Annotated in this window: 17 protein-coding genes and 1 pseudogene; 9 read left to right on the plus strand and 9 right to left on the minus strand. The window is 67.2% G+C overall.

The annotated features are described in order from the left end of the window. Window positions 1-11: 11 nt before the first annotated feature. The 5 genes and pseudogenes from CVV68_RS10745 to CVV68_RS23870 all read left to right on the plus strand — a co-directional run bounded on the left by CVV68_RS10745 (window position 12) and on the right by CVV68_RS23870 (window position 3900). Window positions 12-758, plus strand: coding sequence for a DedA family protein (locus CVV68_RS10745; protein WP_110501012.1), 747 nt, complete (start codon window positions 12-14; stop codon window positions 756-758). Beyond that, complete coding sequence (locus CVV68_RS10750) at window positions 745-1416, plus strand: response regulator transcription factor (protein WP_110501013.1); 672 nt, start codon at window positions 745-747, stop codon at window positions 1414-1416. The genes CVV68_RS10745 and CVV68_RS10750 overlap by 14 nt, the downstream gene beginning before the upstream one ends. Further along, entirely contained in the window at window positions 1413-2408 is a 996-nt protein-coding gene (locus CVV68_RS10755) for a sensor histidine kinase (RefSeq protein WP_110501014.1), read from the plus strand. Before CVV68_RS10750 ends, CVV68_RS10755 begins: the two co-directional genes overlap by 4 nt. Before the next feature lie 81 nt (window positions 2409-2489). Further along, a pseudogene (locus CVV68_RS10760) lies at window positions 2490-3742 on the plus strand (APC family permease). A gap of 20 nt (window positions 3743-3762) precedes the next feature. Further along, a complete protein-coding gene (locus CVV68_RS23870) occupies window positions 3763-3900 on the plus strand; it encodes a hypothetical protein (RefSeq protein ID WP_211320795.1) in 138 nt (45 codons plus the stop codon). A gap of 84 nt (window positions 3901-3984) precedes the next feature. On the opposite strand, the gene tsaD is transcribed toward CVV68_RS23870, so the two are convergent. Genes tsaD through alr form a run of 5 tightly spaced genes read right to left on the minus strand, consistent with a single transcriptional unit; the run spans window position 3985 to window position 8289 of the window. Next, window positions 3985-5076 (minus strand): tRNA (adenosine(37)-N6)-threonylcarbamoyltransferase complex transferase subunit TsaD, encoded by a 1092-nt coding sequence (gene tsaD / locus CVV68_RS10765; RefSeq protein WP_110501015.1) that lies wholly within the window; start codon window positions 5074-5076, stop codon window positions 3985-3987. Further along, complete coding sequence (gene rimI / locus CVV68_RS10770) at window positions 5073-5606, minus strand: ribosomal protein S18-alanine N-acetyltransferase (protein ID WP_438502631.1); 534 nt, start codon at window positions 5604-5606, stop codon at window positions 5073-5075. Before rimI ends, tsaD begins: the two co-directional genes overlap by 4 nt. Window positions 5607-5659: 53 nt before the next feature. Then, a complete protein-coding gene (gene tsaB / locus CVV68_RS10775) occupies window positions 5660-6448 on the minus strand; it encodes a tRNA (adenosine(37)-N6)-threonylcarbamoyltransferase complex dimerization subunit type 1 TsaB (protein WP_110501016.1) in 789 nt (262 codons plus the stop codon). Window positions 6449-6457: 9 nt separating this feature from the next. Next, entirely contained in the window at window positions 6458-7045 is a 588-nt protein-coding gene (gene tsaE, locus CVV68_RS10780; protein WP_110501017.1) for a tRNA (adenosine(37)-N6)-threonylcarbamoyltransferase complex ATPase subunit type 1 TsaE, read from the minus strand. After that, window positions 7045-8289 carry an alanine racemase gene (alr, locus tag CVV68_RS10785; RefSeq protein WP_110501018.1) on the minus strand — a complete coding sequence of 415 codons (1245 nt, stop codon included), beginning with the start codon at window positions 8287-8289 and terminating at the stop codon, window positions 7045-7047. Before alr ends, tsaE begins: the two co-directional genes overlap by 1 nt. A gap of 144 nt (window positions 8290-8433) precedes the next feature. Here alr and CVV68_RS10790 point away from each other — a divergent pair, with 144 nt between their 5' ends. Continuing rightward, window positions 8434-9831 (plus strand): glycosyltransferase, encoded by a 1398-nt coding sequence (locus tag CVV68_RS10790; RefSeq protein WP_146238868.1) that lies wholly within the window; start codon window positions 8434-8436, stop codon window positions 9829-9831. A gap of 197 nt (window positions 9832-10028) precedes the next feature. Then, window positions 10029-13217: a S8 family serine peptidase gene (locus tag CVV68_RS10795; RefSeq protein ID WP_110501020.1), complete on the plus strand. Its 3189-nt coding sequence runs from the start codon at window positions 10029-10031 to the stop codon at window positions 13215-13217. 208 nt (window positions 13218-13425) lie between these two features. Here CVV68_RS10795 and CVV68_RS24760 read toward each other — a convergent pair whose 3' ends face one another. Further along, window positions 13426-14001 carry a hypothetical protein gene (locus CVV68_RS24760; protein ID WP_306415690.1) on the minus strand — a complete coding sequence of 192 codons (576 nt, stop codon included), beginning with the start codon at window positions 13999-14001 and terminating at the stop codon, window positions 13426-13428. A 108-nt stretch (window positions 14002-14109) separates the two neighbouring features. Here CVV68_RS24760 and CVV68_RS10805 point away from each other — a divergent pair, with 108 nt between their 5' ends. Both CVV68_RS10805 and CVV68_RS10810 read left to right on the plus strand, forming a co-directional pair. After that, window positions 14110-15795 (plus strand): glycoside hydrolase family 13 protein, encoded by a 1686-nt coding sequence (locus tag CVV68_RS10805; RefSeq protein WP_110501021.1) that lies wholly within the window; start codon window positions 14110-14112, stop codon window positions 15793-15795. A gap of 204 nt (window positions 15796-15999) precedes the next feature. Continuing rightward, window positions 16000-16950: a DUF559 domain-containing protein gene (locus CVV68_RS10810; protein WP_110501022.1), complete on the plus strand. Its 951-nt coding sequence runs from the start codon at window positions 16000-16002 to the stop codon at window positions 16948-16950. A gap of 120 nt (window positions 16951-17070) precedes the next feature. On the opposite strand, the gene CVV68_RS10815 is transcribed toward CVV68_RS10810, so the two are convergent. From CVV68_RS10815 to glgX, 3 genes are all read right to left on the minus strand, one after another. Then, window positions 17071-18150, minus strand: a complete 1080-nt coding sequence (locus CVV68_RS10815; RefSeq protein WP_110501023.1) for an inositol-3-phosphate synthase — start codon at window positions 18148-18150, stop codon at window positions 17071-17073. Between the two features lie 240 nt (window positions 18151-18390). Continuing rightward, window positions 18391-19428, minus strand: coding sequence for an L-glyceraldehyde 3-phosphate reductase (gene mgrA / locus CVV68_RS10820; protein WP_110501024.1), 1038 nt, complete (start codon window positions 19426-19428; stop codon window positions 18391-18393). Between the two features lie 111 nt (window positions 19429-19539). Then, window positions 19540-21660, minus strand: coding sequence for a glycogen debranching protein GlgX (glgX, locus tag CVV68_RS10825; RefSeq protein ID WP_110501025.1), 2121 nt, complete (start codon window positions 21658-21660; stop codon window positions 19540-19542). Window positions 21661-21665 lie beyond the last annotated feature (5 nt).

The following is a 21665-nucleotide window of genomic DNA, read 5'->3' on the forward strand; positions in this document are numbered from 1 at the left end:
GAGGCCGCACCATGCACCTGCTTCCCACCGCGCTTCCCGGCATTCTGTCCGGGGGCGTTCCCACCGGCCTGACCTCGGTACTTGACCCGTCCGCCCTCCTGCAGGGCCTCGGGCCGGCCACGCTCGCTGTCGTCGCACTGCTCGTCTTTATTGAATCCGGGGTGCTGTTCCCGTTCCTGCCCGGCGATTCCCTGCTGTTCACCGCCGGACTGCTGCACCAGCAGCTGAACCTCGCCCTTCCCGTGCTGATCGGCGTCGTGGCGCTCGCTGCGATCGCCGGCGACCAGGTCGGGTACCTGCTGGGACGCAGGTTTGGCCGGCGCTGGTTCAAGGACGATGCCCGCATCCTCAAGACCAAGTACCTGGTGGAAACGGAAGAGTTCTTTGCCAAGCGCGGCGGCTGGGCCATCGTGCTGGCCCGGTTTGTTCCGATCGTGCGGACCTATGCGCCGCTGGTGGCGGGGATCGCCAACTACAACCACAAAAAGTTCACCCTGTGGAACGTGAGCGGGGCTCTCGGCTGGGCCACCGCCGTCGTACTTCTGGGCACCTGGCTGGGGCACTTTGACGTGATTGCCAAGAACATCGACCTGATCGCCGTTGCCATGGTCCTGGTGTCCATCATCCCAGGCATCATCAGCGTGCTGCGCTCGCGGCGCACATCCCGGCGTGACCCCGTGCCCGAGGCATCCGACGCCGCGGCGGGCGAGGCATCGAGGCCCGCGGCGGGCGACAATGGAAGGCATGCACACCAATGAGCGCCCCCGCCTCCTGCTCGTGGAGGACGATCCCGCCCTGGGACCGTTGACCGCTGAACTCCTGGCCGGTGACTACGACGTCGAGCTGGCCACGGACGGGCAAACGGGACTGCACCTGGGCCTGACCGGGAATTGGGCCGTCATGGTGGTGGACCGCGGGCTGCCCGTCATGGACGGCGCGGACATGATCCGCGCCCTGCGCCGGTCCGGAATTTCCACCCCTGCCCTCATCCTGACCGCCTTGGGCAGCACGCCGGAGAAAATTGAAGGGCTCGACGCCGGCGCCAACGACTACATGACCAAGCCGTTCGACGCCGGCGAGCTGCTTGCGCGGCTGCGCGCCATCACCCGGCGTTTTGACTCTGCCCCGGCACAGCTGGCCATTGGCGAGTGGATGCTGGAGCCGGCGGGCCGGATGATGCGCTCAGTTTACGGGGACCACGTTGAGCTCACGGCCAAGGAAACGGAACTGCTGGCCATGCTCGCCAGCGAGCCGGGGCGCATCTTTACCCGGCCCGAGCTCATGGCCGCGCTGTTCCACCCGGACGATTCGCCCGGCGTCATCGACACCTACGTGCACTACCTGCGCAAGAAAGTCTCCAAGTCCGTCATCCGCACCGTGCACGGCGCCGGCTACCAGATTGGGGATGCGTCATGAAAACCGGCCGGGACAACACGGGCGGGACAACCCTGGATGCCGTCCAGCTGCGGCGCGCCGCACTCACGGTGGGCCTGCGCATCGCCGTGGCGTGTGCCGTCATGGTGCTGGCCGTGATTGTCGCGGCGGCCATTTACATGCTGTATCTCTCCCACCACCCGGACCTTTCCGCGCAGGATCCCGGCTCGGCCCGCGTCTACGTCGAATCAAATGACATGCTCAAGGCCATGGCCGTTGCCGGACTGGCCGGCATCCTGGCCGCGGGAGCCATCGGCTGGCTCAGCGCCCGCAGTGCCATCCGGCCGCTGGGCCGTGCACTGGAACTGCAGCGCCGGTTCGTCCAGGACGCCAGCCACGAACTGCGCACGCCGCTGGCCATCCTGGACGCACGGGTCCAGCTGGCCCAGCACAAGGTGGCCGACGGCACCGAGGCGTCCAGTCTGCTGGCCCAGGTCCGCCGCGACACCGCCGGCCTGACCGCCACGGTCCAGGAGCTGCTGCTGGCCGCCACCGGCGATCCCGACTCCCCCGCAGCGGAAGCCGTGGACGTTTCCGCCGTTACCCAAGCCGTCACGGACGATCTCCAGGACATGGCCGCCGCCCGCGGTGTCCGTCTCGAGTTTGTGCATTCGGGCAGCCCCCGGGTGCGCATCCAGCCGAACAGCCTGCGCCGCGCAGTTTTGGGGCTGGTGGACAATGCCCTGACCCACACCCCCGAAGGCGGACTCATCACAGTTACGGCCGCTGCGGACGGCAGGGAGTCGGTGGTTTCCGTGGCTGACACCGGCACCGGCATTTCCGGGATCGACCAGGACCGCGTCTTCGAAAGGTTTGCCCGCACCACCGAGCCCTCCCCCGGCGGCCGGCGCAGCTACGGCTTGGGCCTGGCCCTGGTCCGCGAAATCGCCGCTGCCGCCGGGGGCCGTGTGGAAATCAGCAGCACCGGACCCCGGGGCACCACCATGGAGCTGGCCTTCCCCGCTGCAGGGTAGCCCCTCGTTCAGGCGTTATTCACCTGGAACGGCTAGTCTCACTGGGAGCACGTCCACCCGCCTGCGAAAGGTCGCCCGGCAATGAATAGCCTTCCGCCGCTGGCCCGCCGCCTGGGCGCGGGCGACGCCGTGGTCATCGGCCTCGGATCCATGATCGGAGCCGGCGTATTTGCCGCGTTTACCCCCGCAGCCCAGGCAGCAGGCTCCGGGCTGCTCATCGGGCTGGCGGTTGCCGCCGCGGTGGCCTATTGCAACGCCACGTCCTCGGCGCAGCTGGCCGCGGCCTACCCCGAATCCGGGGGCACCTACGTTTACGGGCGGAAGCAGCTGGGCGAATGGCCGGGATTCCTGGCGGGCTGGGGATTCGTGGTGGGCAAGACGGCCAGCAGCGCCGCCATGGCCAGACATTCGCCGCCTACGCCGCGCCTCCGGGGTGGGAGCGCCCGGTGGCGATTGCCGCCGTCGTGCTTCTGGTCGCCGTCAACTACCGGGGCGTGACACGCACGGCCGGGCTGGCCCGGTTGATTGTCTCGGCCGTCCTCGCAGCGCTGGCCGTGGCTGTGGCTGCGGTGTGGGCGGGCGGGCCGGCCGGAGGGGCGGCGGGAATGTGGGGCGCGGGGGTCCTCTCGCACGGCTGGTACGGCATCCTGCAGTCGGCGGGACTGCTGTTCTTCGCGTTCGCCGGGTATGCACGGATCGCCACCCTGGGCGAAGAAGTCAAGGACCCGCGCCGGACCATTCCGCGCGCCATACTGGTGGCCCTCGCGATTGCCGCGGTGGTCTACGCCGCGGTTGCCGTTACCGTCCTGACCGCCCTGGGGCCCGACGCCGTCGCCTCCACCCCCGCACCCCTCGCCCAGGCTGTGGCCGCCGGCGGGTGGTCCTGGGCCGTGCCGGTGGTCCGGGTGGGCGCCGCACTGGCGTCGCTGGGCGCGCTGCTGGCCCTCATTGCAGGCCTGGGCCGGACATCGCTGGCCATGGCCCGCCAAGGCGATCTACCCCGCTGGCTCGCCGCCGTGCACCCCGTGTACCGCGTACCGCACCGCGCCGAGCTCGCCGTGGGCGCGGCGGTGTGCGTGATCATTGCCTTCGCGGACCTCCGCGGCGCCATCGGGTTTTCCTCCTTCGGCGTGTTGCTCTACTACCTGGTGGCAAATGTTTCGGCGCTGACGCAGCGAGGCGCGGACCGCCGCTACCCGCGTTTCCTGCAGGTCCTGGGGGCGGCGGCCTGCGTGGTGCTGGTAGCGGCCCTGCCGCTCGAGGCGGTGCTCGCGGGGCTGGTCATGTTCGCCGCGGGCACCGCGTACCGGGCCGTCCGGCTGCGCCGCCGCTGACCGTCCGGCAACTACCACCTGTGAATTTGCCGCCAATCCTGCCCTCACCATGGCTAAATGCGCTCGCCGGCGGCAACCCGTTCCTATCCGAAGGCTACGGCCGCTGCAGCCTGGGAATCTTCGAGCTCGTGGACAACGGCATGCAGCTCCCCGCGTGACAGGCTCCCGGACGGGCATTTAACGAGGATGTTGCCGCGCGGCATGTTGCCGCGCGGCACCCTCGTTAAGTGCCCGTTCGGGCGTCAGAGGCTGATGCTGCTCACCGGCATCGAGGAGTCTGGCGCGAAGGCGAGGTCGCTTGGGGCCACGCCTTTCATGACCAGCTGCGCACCCAAGGCTGCCACCATCGCACCATTGTCGGTGCACAGCGACAACTTTGGCACCAGCAGTGTGATCCCGTCCGCGGCCGTACGCTCCCGCGCCAACTCTCGCAGCCTGGAATTTGCTGCCACTCCCCCGCCCAGCAGCAGCGTGGTGATGCCGTTTTCGAGACAGGCCAGCACGGCCTTGGCCGTGATGACGTCCAGCACGGCTTCCTGGAACGACGCCGCAACATCAGCCACGGGAACGGTCTCACCCCGCGCTTCATAGCCTTCGACGCACCGTGCCACGGCGGTTTTCAGGCCTGAGAAGGAAAAGTCGTAGCGGTGCGGTCCCGGGGCGTCGACGGTGCCCATGTATTTGGGCACGGTCAGCCCGCGCGGAAAGCGGATCGCCCTGGCGTTGCCATCCCTGGCGAGCTTGTCGATGGCCGGCCCGCCCGGATAGGCCAGGCCCAGCAGCCGGGCCACCTTGTCAAAGGCCTCCCCGGCGGCGTCGTCGATGGTGGCGCCCAGCAGTTCCACGTCCTGGGCGATGCTGCGCACCCGCAGGATCTCAGTGTGGCCGCCCGAGACCAGCAGCGCGCCAAGGTCTTCCGGCAGCGCCTCCGCATGGGAGGCCGGGGCAATCGATTCCTCCAGAAGCCCCACGCCCACATGCGCCACCAGGTGGTTGATGGCATACAGCGGCTTGCCGGTTGCCAGCGCCAGCGCCTTGGCGGCGCTCACGCCCACCATGAGGGCGCCGGCCAGTCCCGGCCCGCTGGTGACGGCGATGGCGTCGACGTCGTCCAAGTCCACACCGGCGTCGGCGAGCGCCTGTTCCAGTGTGGGCACAAACGCATCCAGATGTGCCCGGGAGGCGATCTCCGGAATGACGCCGCCAAAGCGCACGTGCTCCTCCATGGAGGAGGACACCGTGTTGGCCAGCAGCTCGGTGCCGCGGACCAGCCCCACGCCCGTTTCATCGCAAGACGATTCAATCCCCAAGATCAGCGGGTTGGCCTGGCTCATGAGGGTTCCTTTGTGTCTGCGCTGGCAGTGTCTGAGTTGCCGCGATCTCGCCGGGCCAGGGACAGGCGCATGACCAGCCCGTCCGAGCCGTCCCGGTAGTACCGCCGGCGTGTGTGGATGTGTTCGAAGCCGAAGCGCCGGTACAGATCCTGCGCGCGCGGGTTGGTGGAGCTGACCTCCAGCATGACGTCCCGGGCCCCACGCCGGCGCGCCTCCTCGATGAGCTCCACCATCATGGCCCGCGCAATGCCGCGGCCCTCAAATTCAGGCAGCACGCCGACGGTCTGGATGTCACCTATCGGCGGCACGCACATGAGGCCCGCGTAACCCACGACCCGTGCCGGCCCGGCGCTTCCGCCACCTGGGGCGGCCGCCACCTCTGCAACGATGTAGCGCCGGGTGTCCGGGGCCGCCAGCTCGTTCATGAACAGTTGCCGCGGCCAGCAGTCAATCCCGAACAGCGCGGCGTCCATGGCGGTGACATGGTCGACGTCGGCCGCGGCCATGTCGCGCAGTGTGGCTGGCGCCACGGCCCCTGGGCCGCCGCCGGCCGTACCGTTCACAGGCCCGCCCAGGGCGCCGTTCACAGCGCCCGCTTCCGTGGCCCGGGCACTTTGGCGTCGGACTCGCGCAGGTACAGCGGAGCGGTGTCGCCCACCGTTTGCCCGCGCTGGATTTTGCGGGCCGCCATGATTCCCAGCGACCTGGCTGTGGGCTGCAGCCCGGCCGTGGCGGGGTCCACCGCGCAGCCATTAGCCGCAAGTTCACGGGCATACAAGCCGGCGCCCGCGCCATGGACGGGGATGCCCTGGATCGCGGCCGCAGCCCCCACGACGGGCCCCTCCAACAGTTCGCCAACAGCCGAGTACCGCGCCCAGTAGACCTCATTGCGCCGCGCATCCGTGGCGACCACAAAGTCACCGCCGGCCGACGGCGGAAGGCCGGCTCCGGCGTCGTGCCCGCCCACAATGCGGGGGACGGCACTGGCGGGGCCGGACCCGGTGCCTGCGTCCTGGCATGTCCCAGAGCGCAGGCCTGAGAGCACGTCCCAGGCCAGGGCCTCCAGGCTCATGAGTCCGTGCAGCGGCACCTTCCAGGCAAACGCGAGGGTGCGCGCCATGGCGATGCCGGAGCGCAGGCCGGTGAACGGCCCCGGGCCCACACCCACAACAATGGCGTCCAGCGCCGGGCCTTCCGTGACGGGGTCGGCGAACAGGGACAGCACTCCCGGCGCGAGCACCTCGGCGTGGCTGCGGGTGTCGGCCGTGGCAAATTCCGCTTCCACGAGGGTTGGGGCAGCGGGGTCGTCCGCGTCAAAGGACAGCAGGGCTGCACTTGCCACGGCAGAGGTGTCAATGGTGAGGATTCGCACGTGTCCAGCCTATTCCACGGTGTCTTTGCGTGTGCCCGCGTCACTGGGCGGCGTGGCGGCACCGGGGCCCGCGAGCGCGCTGAAGTCGACGCCTTCCCACCGCGGGCCAACGGCACTCAGGCGCAGGGTGCGCGGCTCGTCACCGTCTTCGTCGCTGAAGTCCGGGACGCTTGACCCAGTGGCGCCGAATCCAGTGGCGCGGACCAGCTCGATCTCCAACCGGCTGGCGGCCAGGTGCTCCACGCGGCCGGCGCCCCACTCCACGACCGTGACGGAGGAATCCATGGTGTTTTCCAGGTCGATGTCGTCAATTTCCGCTTCGGATCCCAGCCGGTAGGCGTCAACGTGGACCAGGTCCGGGCCGCCGGGGTTGGGACCGCCGGGCAGGTTGGGGTGGATGCGGACCAGCACAAAGGTCGGTGAGATGATGCCGTCACGCACCCCCAGGCTGCGCCCAAGTCCCTGCGTAAACGTCGTCTTTCCGGCGCCGAGCCCGCCGCTGAGGACAATCAGGTCGCCGGCCCTGAGCAGTCCGGCGAGATTTTCGGCAAGGCGCTGGGTTTGTTCCGCCGTGGCAGTGGAAAATTCCCAGTCCATCAGGCGCCGCCCTCATCAGCTGCGGGTTCAGAACCGGGCGTGCCGTCAAGGCCGCCGGGCCCGCCCACATATGTCCGGGGGACGCGCTGGCTGATCCGGGTCACCACCTCATAGTTGACCGTCCCGGCAGCGTCGGCCCACTGCTCAACCAGGGGGCCGCCGCCGGACCCGTCGCCAAACAGGACGGCCGTGGCACCGAGCGCGGAGCCGGGCACCTCGGCTGCGCTGAAGCCCTCGCGTCCGTCGGGGCCGAAGTCAATGACCATCTGGTCCATGGCAATCCGGCCGACCACGGGGTACGTCACGCCGTTGACGCGGACGGGTCCGCCGGTGGCAATGCGCGGAATGCCGTCAGCGTAGCCCAGCGGGATCAGTCCCAAGGTGGTGGGGCGCCCGGACACGTAGTTCAACCCGTAGGAAACGCCCTGCCCTGATGGCACGTCCTTGCACAGGGCCACTCGGGTTTGCAGCGTCATCGCCGGGACCAGTCCCAGCTGGGCGGAGGTGCGGTCCTCAAAGGGGGAAAGTCCGTAGATGCCCAGTCCCGTGCGGACCATGTCAAAGTGCGTGTCCGGGCGGGACAGGGTGGCCGGCGTGTTGGCAAGGTGGCGAACTTCCAGGTCCGCTCCTGCGTCCTCGGCGACGGCCACGGCCTCCCGGAAAGCCTGAATCTGGGCGTCAGTCTCGGGGCGGTGGGGCTCGTCGGCAACGGCCAGATGGCTGAAGACACCCACCACCCGTAGCAGGCCCTCGTCCTGGAAGGCGATGGCGTCGGAGACCAGGGCGTCCCACCCGGCCATGGAACTGCCGTTGCGGCCCAGCCCGGTATCTATCTTCAGGTGGATCCGGGCCGGGCGCTCCTCGGCGCGGGCGGCCGCGGCAATGTGCTCCAGCTCCCAACCGGAGCAGCCCAGGTCGATGCCCTGGGAGACGGCTGCGGCAAAGTCGGTGGACGGGGTGTGGAGCCATGCCAGGACCGGTGCGTCGATGCCCGCCTCACGGAGTTTGAGCGCTTCGGCCACGTGGGCCGTGCCCAGCCAATGGGCGCCGGCGGCAAGCGCCGTGCGGGCCACAGGAATCATGCCGTGGCCGTAGGCGTCGGCCTTGACCACTGCCATCAGCTTGGCCGGGGCTGCGATGGAACGCAGCTGGGCAATGTTGTGGGCGATGGCGGAAAGGTTGATGACGGCTTGCCGCTCCGGGACGGTGTCGCGGGCAGGCGGGGGCACAACGGTGGGGTTCACACGTTCATTTTAGGCCTTCCCGGCACCACGTCGGGGACGCCGGCTTTCCCCGTGGCAGCTTTTGGGGCACGGGCAGCGGCGAACTTGTGCCCACAGTGGGAAGATAAGAACCAGGCACATCCGGTTCAGCAGGAAAGGCTGTCAGTGCACCAGGTCCGACGCGTTGCCATGCTCTCCCTCCACACTTCACCCCTGGACCAGCCGGGAGGGGGCGACGCCGGCGGCATGAACGTCTACGTCCATCAGCTCGCCCTGGAACTGGCGGCAGCGGGCATCATCGTAGACATTTACACGCGCCGCACCTCCGCCGGCCAGCCGGACACCGTGGCCATGGCACCGTCCGTGAACGTCCACCACGTGACGGCGGGGCCGTTCGGCAAGGTGTCCAAGGAGTCCCTCCCCGCGCTGATTCCCCAGATGGCCGACGCCGTTGCCACCCACATTGCCTCCCTCACCTCCCAGCCGTCCCCGGCCGACAGTTCCCTGGCCGGCCCCCACGGGAGTGGCCCGCACGGTGCCGGCCCAGGCGCCCACGGGAGTGGCCCCGGCGGGAGCGGCCCCCACGGGAGTGGCCCGCACGGTGCCGGCCCAGGCGCCCCGGACCCCGTACCCGTCGATGTGGTCCATTCCCACTACTGGGTCTCCGGCATGGCCGGCATCATCGTGGCCAAGGAGCTTGACCTGCCGCTGGTTCACACCATGCACACCATGGCCCGGGTCAAGAACAAGCACCTGCAGCCTGGCCAGTCCGCGGAGCCGGGCATCCGGGAGGACGGCGAACAGCAGATTGTGGCGGCGGCGACCCGGCTCATTGCCAACACCACAGCCGAGGCGGCCGAGCTGGAGGGCCACTACGACGGCTGCGAACAGCGCATAGACGTGGTCTCCCCCGGCGTGGACCTGAAAGTCTTCAAGCCCGCGTTCCGGGACCGGTCGCGGAAGATGCACGGCATTGCCCGGGACGACTTCCACGTGGTCTTTGCCGGGCGCCTGCAGCGGCTGAAGGGTCCGCATGTCCTGGTCAAGGCCGCGAAAATCCTGCGCGCCGAACGCCCTGACATCCCCTTGCGGACGACGTTCCTCGGGGCCTGCAGCGGCCACGACAAATACGACCTTCCGCAGATGATCGCCGAGTCCGGGCTGGCCGGCTCCGCCGTCGTGCTTCCCCCTGTGACCGCCGTGGAATTGGCTGACTGGTACCGCAGTGCGGACATTGTGGCAATGCCCTCCTCAAGCGAATCCTTCGGGCTGGTGGCCCTCGAAGCCCAAGCCTGCGGTACCGCCGTCGTTGCCACCAATGTGGGCGGACTGCCGCGGGCCGTCAGCGACGGCCGGACCGGACTGCTCGTGGAGGGCCGCACGCCGAAGCTGTGGGCCGAAGCCATCGCCTCGCTGTACGACTTCCCACAAACGCGCATGGACATGGGGCGGGCCGCTTCCGTCTTCGCCGAGTTCTTTGGCTGGGAAGACACGGCAGCCGGGACCATGGCCAGCTATGACCTTTCACTGACGTATCAATACGTGGTCCCGCCCGGCTGCTGACAAAAGCCGGGCGCAAGAACACGCGCCCGGCTGACGTCCCACGACAGGCTCGCGTGTCCCCTGTCACAAACGCGCCCCAGCCTGTACCGTTTGACGGGTACCCGCAATGAATTGACAAAATTGTCATTTCTGGCGACCAAGATAACCGTCCCGACAACGATGCCGGGACAGTTCCAGTCGAAAGGTTCGCATCACTCATGAAACATCTGGGGAGAGCTCTGCTCAATAGTCCGGGATTCCGGAGGGCCGCGGCAATTTCCGCCGGCCTACCGCTACTCCTGTCCACCGTGGGGGCGCTGCCGGCAACAGCTAGCCCGCTGCCATCGAACGCATCCACTGTCCAAGCCAAAAACATTGACCCGCTAAGCTATCAGGCGGGCCGTTACATTGTGGTGCTGGCCGAAAAGCCCGCCGCCACCTACAACGGCGGCACGGCCGGACTGACGGCGACCAAGCCGTCCGTCGGCCGCAAGCTGGACGCCAAGCGACCGGAGGTCAAAAAGTACCAGGCCCACCTGGAAAGCAGGCAGGCTGCTGTGGCCAAGACGGAAAACGTCACCATCAAGCGCAAGTACACGGCCGCCATCAATGGCTTCTCCGCCAACCTCTCTGCGGACCAGGCCCTCCAGCTGGCCAAGGACCCCGACGTCCTGATGGTTGCCCCCGATACGGAAAACGCCCCGGATTACTCCACCACCGATTACCTGGGCCTCAGCGGCAGCAAAGGTTCCTGGAAAACGGCCTTTGGCGGGGTGAAGAATGCCGGCAAGGGCGTGGTGGTGGGCGTTGTCGACTCCGGCTACACGCCGTCGAACCCGTTCTTTGCGGGCACCAACGTCAAGCCGCTCAAAGGTGAGCCCCAGGTCGGGGTCCCCTACCGGACCGGCGACGGCCAGATCGCCATGCTCAAGGCCGACGGCGACACCTTCACGAGCGAGTGCCAAAAAGGTGTGGGCACCGGCGCCGCGTTTGACGGCACCGCATGCAACTCCAAGGTACTCGGCGCGCACTACTTCGCCGATGATTTCCTGGACAGCGTAGCCCCGGAACACCGGGCCCCGCAGGAACTCCTCTCCCCCGTGGACGTGGGCAGCCACGGCACCCACACGGCCAGCACGGCCGCAGGCAATGCCAACATCCATACCAACATCGGCGCCAAGGACATGGGCATCACCAGCGGCATTGCCCCGGCAGCCAAGCTCTCGATCTACAAGATCTGCTGGGAGGACGATGACCCGAACACGGGTGGCTGCTACACCTCCGCCGCCGTCGCCGCGATCAACCAGGCCATCCTGGACGGCGTTGACGTGCTCAACTACTCCATCTCCGGCAGCACCTCCACCACCACGGACCCCGTGGCCCTGGCGTTCCTGTCGGCTGCCTCGGCAGGCGTCTTTGTTGCCGTCTCTGCCGGCAATTCCGGGCCCACCCCCAGCACCGTCAACCACGGCGCCCCGTGGCTGACCACGGTCGCCGCCACCACCTTCAGCTCAGAGCTGCAAGGCACGGCGGAGTTCGCTGACGGCAGCAAATTCCGCGGCGCCAGCATGATGGACCATGAGGTCCCGGCCAGCCACGTGGCCCTCGCCGCGGATGCAGCCGCAGCCGGCGCAGCCACCCCTGAACTATGCGGCCCGGATTCCCTGGACGCCACCAAGGCCACCGGCAAGATTGTGGTCTGTGACCGCGGAGTCTTTGACCGCGTGGCCAAGAGCGCCGAGGTCAAGCGTGCCGGCGGCATCGGCATGATCCTGGTCAACGTCGTCACCGGCTCCGAGGACCTGGACCTCCACTCGGTGCCCACGGTCCATGTGAACCCGCCGGACAGCCAGCAGATCAAGGACAAGGTCAAGGCCAATCCGGACATTTTGGTCGCCCTGGTCAACAAGGACACCACCGGTCTCCCCGTCGAACCGCAGCCACAGATTGCCGGCTTCTCCTCCCGCGGGCCCCTCACGGCCACGGATTCGGACCTGCTCAAGCCCGACGTCGCCGCACCCGGTGTCAACGTGCTGGCAGGGGTATCGCCCATCGGTTCTGACGGCGCCCAGTTTGGCATGATGTCCGGAACGTCCATGGCGTCCCCGCATGTTGCCGGATTTGGCGCGCTTATCCTCTCCCAGCACCCCACCTGGTCACCCGCAACGATCAAGTCGGCCATGATGACCACGGCGACCGACGTCGTCAACGCCGACGGCACGAAGAACACCGATGTCTTCGCCACCGGCGCGGGCCAGGTGGCCGTCGCCAAGGTGCTCGATCCCGGCCTGGTGTACGACGCCAACGCCGACGACTACCTCAAGTTCATTCAGGGCACCGGACTGGACCTGGGCATTCCGGGCCTGGGCAGCACCAAGGCCCGCGACATGAACCTTGCATCGTTTGCCGTCGGCAGCCTGGCCGGCAAGGTCACCGTCACCCGCACGGTGACGGCACTGAGCCCCGGCATGTACCGTGCCACGGCCAACGTTCCCGGCGTGGACGTCAAGGTCACCCCGTCCGTGCTGAACTTCAGCAGGGCCGGGGAGCAGCGCACCTTCAAGGTCACCTTTGAAAATGCGAAGGCACCCCTGGGCGAGTTTGCCACGGGCAGCCTGGTCTGGCAGGGTGCGGGCAAGAATGTTGCCTCACCCATCGCCGTCCGGCCGCTGCCGGCGCTTGTGGCCCGCGACACGGCTTTCTCCTCCAAGGGCGGCAGCGGCACCGGAGCGATTCCGGTGGTTTCCGGGTCCAACGCGCCCATCAAGGTGGCCCTGGATGGACTGTCCAAGGCCGATTCCTCGGCAGTCTCGCTGGTTCCGGGACCGCTGGCCGTGGCGACGGACAAGTCGAACTTCGTCAAGGCCGTCACCGTCCCGGCGGGGTCCAAGCTGGCAAAGTTCTCCGTCATTTCCTCGGATCCGACGGCCGACTTTGACATGATCGTCTTCAACCCCGACGGATCGTACTCAGACGTGCGGACCGGTTCTTCCAGCGAAACCCTGTCGCTGTCCAACCCCGCCCCGGGGACGTACACCTTGCTCGCCAACCTGTACTCCAGCACCGGCGGGGCCGCTATCAAGGCGACAGTCGATGCGGCAGTGCTCGGCGCCAGCACGGGCAACGCCACCGTAACGCCGAACCCGCTGAAGCTCGCCAACGGCAAGGCAGGCTCCGTGGCGCTCAAGTGGACCGGCTTGGAAACCGGGTCCTACATTGGGCGCGTGTCCTTCGGCGGCACCGATACCGAGACATTCGTTTCGGTCATCGTGACCCCCGCAGGCACCGCCGTGGTGCCGGACAACGGCCATGGCAACAATAAGGTCAAGCCCAAGAAGGACAAGCCGAAGAAGAGCCAGCAGCTGGTGCTGCCCGAGGCACCCGCGCACAGCAAGCTGGGCATTTAGCGACAGGATCCGGCACGTGGGGGCCGGCCTCCGCCGGTCCCCACGTGCCGGATCGATATAACGCTGACGCGATTTTCGCCAACCTGACAAGCATTGTCCCCAGCACGACTGGGCCAAGCACGACGGCGGCACCCACCACGTGGTGGGTGCCGCCGTCGTGCTTGGCCCGGACAGTCGTGCTGCATGCGGACATTTGGGGCGCCGGACGCTATACCGCCCCTGTGCCGCCTGCCACGGCGCCGAACAATGGGGCCAAGGCTTGCCAGCGGGCAATCTGGCAGCTGTCGGTCCGTTTGAAGGTGGCCTTGACCGCGCGCCCCTTGAACACCCCGGCGACCACGGCCACCTCGGGGCCGCCGTAGACATCCTTGCACTGCTGCGGCAGGCCCGGGACCGGGAAGAAGATGCCCTCGCCAAAGCGGTCCAGCGCCGCCAGCGCGGCGCCGGGAGCCGGAACCGTCGATTCCGGTCCCGGCGCACCATTGGCCGCCACCAAACGGTAGGTGTGCGGCTGCGCCCCGACGGACGGCGTCACGGTGATGGAAAGGTCAGTTCCGCTCCCCACCGGGGACGGGTGCACGGACGGTGAGGGGCTTCCCGCTGGGGGTTCCTTGCTGGTCGGCGTCATGGCCGGTCCCTCCTGTGGCGTCGCATGACGGGAGCTGCCGGGACTTGCCGGCGCTTCCGGCCCCGGCGCACACGCCGCCAGTCCGGTGAGCAGGGCTGCGCCGGCAAGCACGGCAGTGCCGAAAACTGCCGGTGTCCACATCCGTCCCAGCTGCACCGCCTCCTTGCATTTCTGCCATGGTAGCCCACCGACATGTGCCCAGTGTTGCGACAGTCGTCCGCGAAGTTGGTAACCTCACGGATAAAGACGAGAGGAACCGCTTACATGACCATCCCCGCAATGCCCTCCACCCACCCCGAGGCCAACTGGTGGCGCCAGGCCGCCGTGTACCAGATCTACCCCCGCAGCTTTTCCGATGCCACGGGCGACGGCATTGGAGACCTGCCCGGCGTCACGTCGCGCATGGGCTACCTGTCTTCGCTGGGCATTGACGCGATCTGGCTCAGCCCGTTCTACCCCTCGGCGCTGGCTGACGGCGGGTACGACGTCGACGACTACCGCAACGTGGACCCCCGCCTGGGCACCCTGGACGACTTTGACGCCATGGTGGCCGCCGCACACGACGCCCGCATCCGGGTCATCGTGGACGTGGTCCCCAACCACAGCTCCAACCGCCACGAGTGGTTCCGGGCCGCGCTGGCTGCCGCGCCGGGATCCCCCGAGCGCGCCCGCTACCACTTTGTGGACGGGCTGGGGGACCACGGCGAGCTGCCGCCGTCGGACTGGCCGTCCCACTTTGGTGGTGGCGCCTGGACGCGGGTGGTGGAGCAGGCGGGCCCCAACGCCGGCAGGCCCGGCCAGTGGTACCTGCACCTGTTCGCTACGGAGCAGCCGGACTTTAACTGGGACCACCCCGAGGTGCGCGAGGACTTCCACACGACGCTGCGCTTCTGGGCGGACCGCGGAGTGGACGGCTTCCGCGTGGACGTGGCGCACGCGCTCGTCAAGGACATGTCCCTGCCGCTGCGCTCCAAGCCTGAGCTGGAGATCCTGGTCGACGACGGCACCGACCCTCTCTTTGACCGCGACGCCGTGCATGAGGTGTTTGCCGGCTGGCGGGACGTGCTCAGCGAATACGATCCCCCGAAGGCAGCCGTGGCCGAGGCGTGGGTGCCGTTCACCAACCGCCGGCTGAACTACGCCCGGCCCACCGAATTGGGCCAAGCGTTCAACTTCGACCTGCTGCAGGCACCGTTCAACGCGGCCGAATTCCGCGCCATCGCCGAGAAGTGCCTCATCGAGGCGGCGGCGTCCGGTGCTTCCTCCACCTGGGTGTTCTCCAACCACGACGTCGTCCGCCATGCCTCCCGCTACGCCCTGCCGGACGGGAGCACCCTGGACGACCTGGCTGCATGGCTGCTGGCCGACGGCGCCACGCCCGCCACCGATCCGGCCCGCGGCCTGCGCCGGGCCCGGGCGGCGACGCTGTTCATGCTGGGCCTGCCCGGCTCGGCCTACCTATACCAGGGCGAGGAACTGGGGCTTTTCGAAGTGGCCGATTTGCCCGTCAGCGCCTTACAGGATCCGACCTGGTTCCGCACGCAGCACCTGGTCAAGGGCCGCGACGGCTGCCGCGTGCCGCTGCCGTGGACTTCGGCGGGGACCAACTTTGGCTTTGGCGGAGCACCGTGGCTGCCGCAGCCGGAGTGGTTTGCCAGCCACGCCGCCGACGCGCAGGACGGCACGGCCGGGTCCACGCTGGAAATGTACCGCGCAGCATTGAGCTGGCGGCGCAAGCTGCAGGCGGAGGAATCCCTGGAGTGGGTCAGCGAGGCCGCCGCCACGGTGGTGCGCTACAGGCGGCCCAACGGCTGGGAGGTGCTGACCAACTTTGGTGGCGCGCCCGCCAAGCTGCCCGCCAACGTCGACCTTTCCAAGGTGGTGCTCAGCTCCGGCGAACCGGCCGGCGGCACCATCCCGGCGGAAACAACCATCTGGCTCGCCCCCTAAAAACGCCGTATCACCATTGGCGCCTTTCCCACCAACGCCGTATCACCATTGGCGCCTTTCCCACCAACGCCGTATCACCATTGGCGCCTTTCCCACCAACGCCGTATCGGCATTGGCTGCGACCGTTCCGGTCGCAGCCAATGGCGTCCGCCTGCCTGTGGATAACTTCCACCGCAAAATCCGAATGTGGGCCAGACTGGATTTATGGTAACGCAAGGAGCACGCGGCATCCCCGAAATCCCCTTCACGACGGCTGAAGCCCAGGCCCGCGGACTGACACGTCCCGAGTTGAGGGGCCGTGGGGTCACGGGTGTCAGCCAGGGTTTGTACCGGCCGGCCGACTGGGACTTCACTCTGCGGGAGGCGGCCCGGGCCCTCTGTGCGGCCACACCGGGCGCCTGGATCTCACATTCGACGGCGGCCCGACTGCACGAACTTGTCCGACCTCCCTGGCTGTCCGATTCAAACGAATTGCACTTCAGCAAGGCCCGAAACCTTCCGCAAATACGCAGGAAAGGCATCACCGCCCACCGCGTGACGGCCTTCGACGACGAAGTGGAAACGGATGGCAACCTACGAATCAGCACAAGGGCGCGGACCTGGCTCGATCTGGCTCGAATACTGCCCCTGACAGACCTGGTGTGCCTGGGTGACCAGCTCATTCGCATCCCGCGGCCCGAATTCGAGGACCGCCAATCGCCTTACGCCACCATGGAATCGCTGCGGGCAATGGTGGGACGGCATCGAAATCTGCAGGGCATCGTCCACGCCAGGGAATCCCTTGACCTCATGCGCGTGGGTGCCGATTCACCGCCCGAAACCCTCCTGCGCCTGGCCATAAACGACGCCGGCCTGCCGGAGCCCGAATTGCAGCTCACCTTGTGGAACGGGCGTGGCACACCGTCGGCCGATGCCGGCTACCGGTCGCGGCGCATCGCGCTCCAGTACGACGGCGCCCATCACCTCGACGAGGTGCAACGGCACAGCGACCGGCGCCGGGACAAGGCCTTTGAGGCTGCCGGCTGGATCGTGCTGATCTTCACTGACGCGGATCTTGCCGACGGCTTTGAATCCGCAGTCCACCGCATCCGGGCAGCCCTTCGACAGGCCTGGACGGATCCTGCCATCGCATCCGGCTTCGCGTCCGGCAGCTGAAACCCACGGAACCGGCCGTTAACGCCGAACGCTCCCTCAACCAATTGAGAGAGCGTTCGGCATTAATCAGCCAAAGGTGATGCGTCGTTCAGGAAAAACGCACCAAAGGTGATACGGCGTTTAGATGTCGCCGCGGATGAAGGCTTCAACCTTCTCGTGGGCGATGTCGTCGGCGAACTGCTCCGGCGGGGACTTCATGAAGTAGCTGGCGGCGGAGAGGATGGGCCCGCCGATGCCACGGTCCAGGGCGATCTTGGCGGCGCGGATGGCGTCGATGATCACGCCGGCGGAGTTCGGGGAGTCCCACACCTCCAGCTTGTATTCCAGGGACACGGGGGCGTCGCCAAAGTTGCGGCCTTCAAGGCGGACGAAGGCCCATTTGCGGTCATCGAGCCAGGCGACGTAGTCGGACGGGCCGATGTGGACGTCGTCCGCGCTGAGCACTGCGGAGGTGTTGGACGTGACGGCCTGGGTCTTGGAAATCTTCTTGGACTCGAGGCGGTCGCGCTCCAGCATGTTCTTGAAGTCCATGTTGCCGCCAACGTTAAGCTGGTAGGTGCGGTCCAGGATGACGCCGCGGTCCTCGAACAGCTTCGCCATGACGCGGTGCGTGATGGTGGCGCCGATCTGGCTCTTGATGTCATCGCCAATGATGGGCACGCCCGCAGCGGTGAACCTGTCTGCCCACTCCTTGGTGCCGGCAATGAAGACGGGCAGCGCGTTGACAAAGGCGACGCCGGCGTCGATGGCGCACTGGGCGTAGAACTTGGCGGCGGCGTCGGAGCCGACCGGCAGGTAGCACACGAGGACGTCGACCTTGGCGGCCTTCAGCGTTGCGACGACGTCCACGGGTTCGGCGTCTGACTCCACGATGGTCTCGCGGTAGTACTTGCCCAGTCCGTCCATGGTGGGTCCGCGCAGGACGGGGACGTCCAGCTTCGGCACATCGGCGAGTTTGATGGTGTTGTTTTCGCTGGCCCCGATCGCGTCGGAGAGGTCCAGCCCCACCTTCTTGCTGTCCACGTCGAAGGCGGCAACGAACGTCACGTCATTGACGTGGTACGGGCCGAACTCAACGTGCATCAGGCCCGGAACCTTCACGGACGGGTCGGCGTCGTGGTAATACTGCACGCCCTGCACCAGGGACGAGGCACAGTTACCCACACCGACAATGGCAACCCGAATAGGATGATTGGACACGGAACTCCTTCTAAAAACTCAAAATCACTCCGGCCCGGCTGCCACCTGCATGGTGGTTGGCCGGCGCCCGCCAGCATGCTTTCGCATCAAGGCAGGGCTGACGGCTCTTGGACCGGACCTGGCGCCCCAACGGCGCCTTAACCATACTAATCAACTTCCCATGCCTCGATTTTGTTCCCCCAGGCAAGGAGTGGTTCGTTGACCGCCCGCTTTCTGGTCCAAAAGCGGCCGTCCGGCCTGCTACTTTTGGACCCACCTGTTGATGTCGGATTCGACGGCGAACTCGTCGATCGCCGTCAGCTCGTCGTCGGTGAAGCCCAGGTTGTTGATGGCGGCCACGTTGTTTTCCAGCTGTTTCACGCTGGAGGCGCCCACCAGCGCGGACGTGACGGGGCTGCCCTTGACCTGATCGCGCAGGATCCATGCGACGGCCATCTGTGCCAGCGACTGCCCCCGCGAGGCTGCAATGTCGTTCAGCGCCCGCACCCGGGCCATCTTGTCCCCGGTGAGGTCATTTTCGTGCAGGAAGCGTTCCTTCGCGGCACGCGAATCGGCCGGCACACCATGGAGGTAGCGGTCGGTGAGCATGCCCTGCGCCAAGGGCGAGAAGGCGATGGAACCGGCACCGACGGCGTCGAGCGCCTCATACAGGTTGGGCTCCCCGTTCTCGGTCCAGCGGTTGAGCATGGAGTAGGACGGCTGATGGATGAGCAGCGGAGTGCCCATCTCCTTGAGGATGCGGGCCGCCTCCAGGGTCTGGGCGGGCGTGTAGGAGGAGATGCCGGCGTATAGGGCCTTGCCGGAGCGCACTGCAGTGTCCAGGGCACCCATGGTTTCCTCCATGGGTGTCTCCGGGTCCGGGCGGTGACTGTAGAAGATGTCCACATAGTCCAGGCCCATGCGGGTCAGCGAGTCATCGAGGCTGGAGAGCAGGTACTTGCGGGAGCCCCACTCTCCGTACGGGCCAGGCCACATGAAGTAGCCCGCCTTGGTGGAGATGACCAGCTCGTTGCGGTGGGTGGCAAAATCGTCCTTGAAATGGCGGCCAAAGTTGGTTTCGGCGCTGCCGTCCGGCGGGCCGTAATTGTTGGCCAGGTCAAAATGGGTGACGCCCAGGTCAAAGGCGCGGCGCAAAATGGCGCGCTGCTCCTCAAACGGTTTGTCATCCCCAAAGTTATGCCACAATCCAAGCGAGATGGCCGGCAGCTTCAGCCCGCTGCGGCCGACGCGGCGGTAGGGCATGGTCTCATAGCGGTTCTCCGCGGCTTGAAAAGTCATGGTACTTATCCTGCCACCGAAAACATGCCGTCCCCGCCGTTTGGGTGGCCCTCCCAGACCTACCCGGCCAAGACCTCCCGGACAGAGCTACGCGGACACGCCCGGGGCGCCTCAGTCCCGGCCCGGAGCACGCAGCACCAGAGTGGAGCGTGGGGCCACCGGCACCACCTGGCCGGCGGCAAATTCCCCGGCGCTGACGCCGTCGGTGTGGACTTCCACCACCCAGGCGTCCGCGTATCCGGCGTCGGGCAACGTGAAGTCCACCGCGTCATCCCCGGCATTGAAAAGCATCAGGAAGCAGTCGTCCGCCACGGCCTGGCCGCGTTCGTCGCAGTCGGGGATGCCGTTACCGTTGAGGAACACGCCAATGCTGCGCCCGAACCCGCTGTCCCAGTCGGCCGCGGTCATGGCGGCGGCGTCGGGGCGCAGCCACACAATGTCCGGCAGGGCGCCGCCGTCCCCGCGGTCCACCGGGCGGCCGTCAAAGAAGCGGCGGCGCCGAAACACCGGGTGCGCCGCCCGCAAGGCTCCCAGGCGGGCGGCAAAGGCGGTCAGCTCCGTGTCGGCGCCATCCCAGTCGATCCAGGTCAAAACCGAGTCCTGGGCGTAGCCGTTGTTGTTACCGTTCTGTGTCCGGCCCAGCTCATCTCCGTGGGAGATCATGGGCACACCCTGGGACAGCAGCAGTGTGGTGAGGAAGTTCCGTTGCTGGCGGGCGCGCAGGGTGGTGACGGCGGGGTCGTCGGTGGGGCCCTCCACGCCGCAGTTCCAGGACCTGTTGTTGCTCTCGCCGTCGCGATTGTCCTCGCCGTTGGCCTGGTTGGCCTTGTCGTTGTAGCTAACCAGGTCCGCCAGCGTGAAGCCGTCGTGAGCCGTGACAAAGTTGATGGAGGCCACGGGCCGGCGCCCGGAATGGCCGTAGAGGTCCGATGACCCTGTCAGGCGGGAGGCGAACTCGCCCAGCGTTGAGGGCTCGCCGCGCCAGAAGTCCCGCACGGTGTCACGGAACTTGCCGTTCCATTCCGTCCATTGCGGCGGGAAGTTGCCCACCTGGTAGCCGCCGGGTCCCAGGTCCCACGGTTCGGCTATCAGCTTGACGCGGGATACCACCGGGTCCTGCTGCACCATTTCAAAGAAGTTGGAGAGCTTGTCCACTTCGTAAAATTCGCGCGCCAGCGTGGCGGCCAGGTCAAAGCGGAAGCCGTCCACGTGCATCTCGGTGACCCAGTAACGCAGCGAATCCATGATCAGCGCCAGGGGGTGCGGCTGCCGGACGTTCAAGGAGTTGCCGGTGCCCGTGTAGTCCAGGTAGTGCTGCTTGTCGCCGTCCATCAGGCGGTAGTAATTGTCATTGTCAATGCCGCGGAACGACAGGGTGGGCCCCAGGTCGCTGCCCTCCGCGGTGTGGTTGTACACAACGTCCAGAATCACCTCGAGCCCGTTGCGGTGCAGTTCCTTGACCATCTCCTTGAATTCGCGCACCTGACCGGACGGGTCCGCGTCCGCGGAGTATTCATTGTGTGGGGCAAAGAACCCGATGGTGTTGTAGCCCCAATAGTTGCGCAGCCCCTTCACCTCCAAAGCATCGTCCTGGACAAATTGGTGGACCGGCATCAGTTCGACGGCGGTGACCCCCAGGTTTTTCAGGTGGGCCACGACGGCGGGATGGGCGGCCCCGGCATATGAGCCGCGTTGGTGTTCGGGCACGTCGGGGTGCCGCTGCGTCAGTCCCTTCACGTGGGCTTCGTAGATGACCGTGCGGTGGTACGGGATGTCCGGGGCCGCCACCTCCCGGCCGTCCCCGCCCGTCCAGTCGAAGTGTTCATCGACCACCACCGAACGGTAGGTGTGCTCGGCGGAGTCCTCGTCGTTGCGTGTCAGCGGCTCGCCAAAGGTGTAGGCATAGACGGGCTGGCCCCAGTTCACCGTCCCGGCGACCGCCCGGGCGTAGGGGTCCAGCAGCAGCTTGTTGACGTTGAAGCGCTGCCCATTGGCCGGATCCCAGGGGCCGTCGACACGGAAGCCGTAGTGTTGGCCGGGGCCCACCCCCGGAACGTGCCCGTGCCAGACGTACGCATCAACTTCGGTGAGCCTGATGCGTTCCTCCCGGCCATCGCCGTCGAACAGGCAGAGGTACACGGATTCGGCGCTGTCGCTGAACAGCGCAAAGTTGGTGCCCTGCGCATCGGAGCGTGCGCCGAGGGGATGCGGTTTACCTGGCCAAAGTTCCACGAAAT

Source organism: Arthrobacter livingstonensis (assembly GCF_003219815.1).
GTDB lineage: Bacteria > Actinomycetota > Actinomycetes > Actinomycetales > Micrococcaceae > Specibacter > Specibacter livingstonensis.

Coding starts and splice junctions, on each gene's coding strand:
- CVV68_RS10745 (WP_110501012.1), top strand. CDS start 12: ATGCACCTGCTTCCCACCGCGCTTCCCGGCATTCTGTCCGGGGGCGTT.
- CVV68_RS10750 (WP_110501013.1), top strand. CDS start 745: ATGCACACCAATGAGCGCCCCCGCCTCCTGCTCGTGGAGGACGATCCC.
- CVV68_RS10755 (WP_110501014.1), top strand. CDS start 1,413: ATGAAAACCGGCCGGGACAACACGGGCGGGACAACCCTGGATGCCGTC.
- tsaD (WP_110501015.1), bottom strand. CDS start 5,076: ATGAGCCAGGCCAACCCGCTGATCTTGGGGATTGAATCGTCTTGCGAT.
- tsaE (WP_110501017.1), bottom strand. CDS start 7,045: ATGGACTGGGAATTTTCCACTGCCACGGCGGAACAAACCCAGCGCCTT.
- CVV68_RS10795 (WP_110501020.1), top strand. CDS start 10,029: ATGAAACATCTGGGGAGAGCTCTGCTCAATAGTCCGGGATTCCGGAGG.
- CVV68_RS10805 (WP_110501021.1), top strand. CDS start 14,110: ATGACCATCCCCGCAATGCCCTCCACCCACCCCGAGGCCAACTGGTGG.
- CVV68_RS10810 (WP_110501022.1), top strand. CDS start 16,000: ATGGTAACGCAAGGAGCACGCGGCATCCCCGAAATCCCCTTCACGACG.
- mgrA (WP_110501024.1), bottom strand. CDS start 19,428: ATGACTTTTCAAGCCGCGGAGAACCGCTATGAGACCATGCCCTACCGC.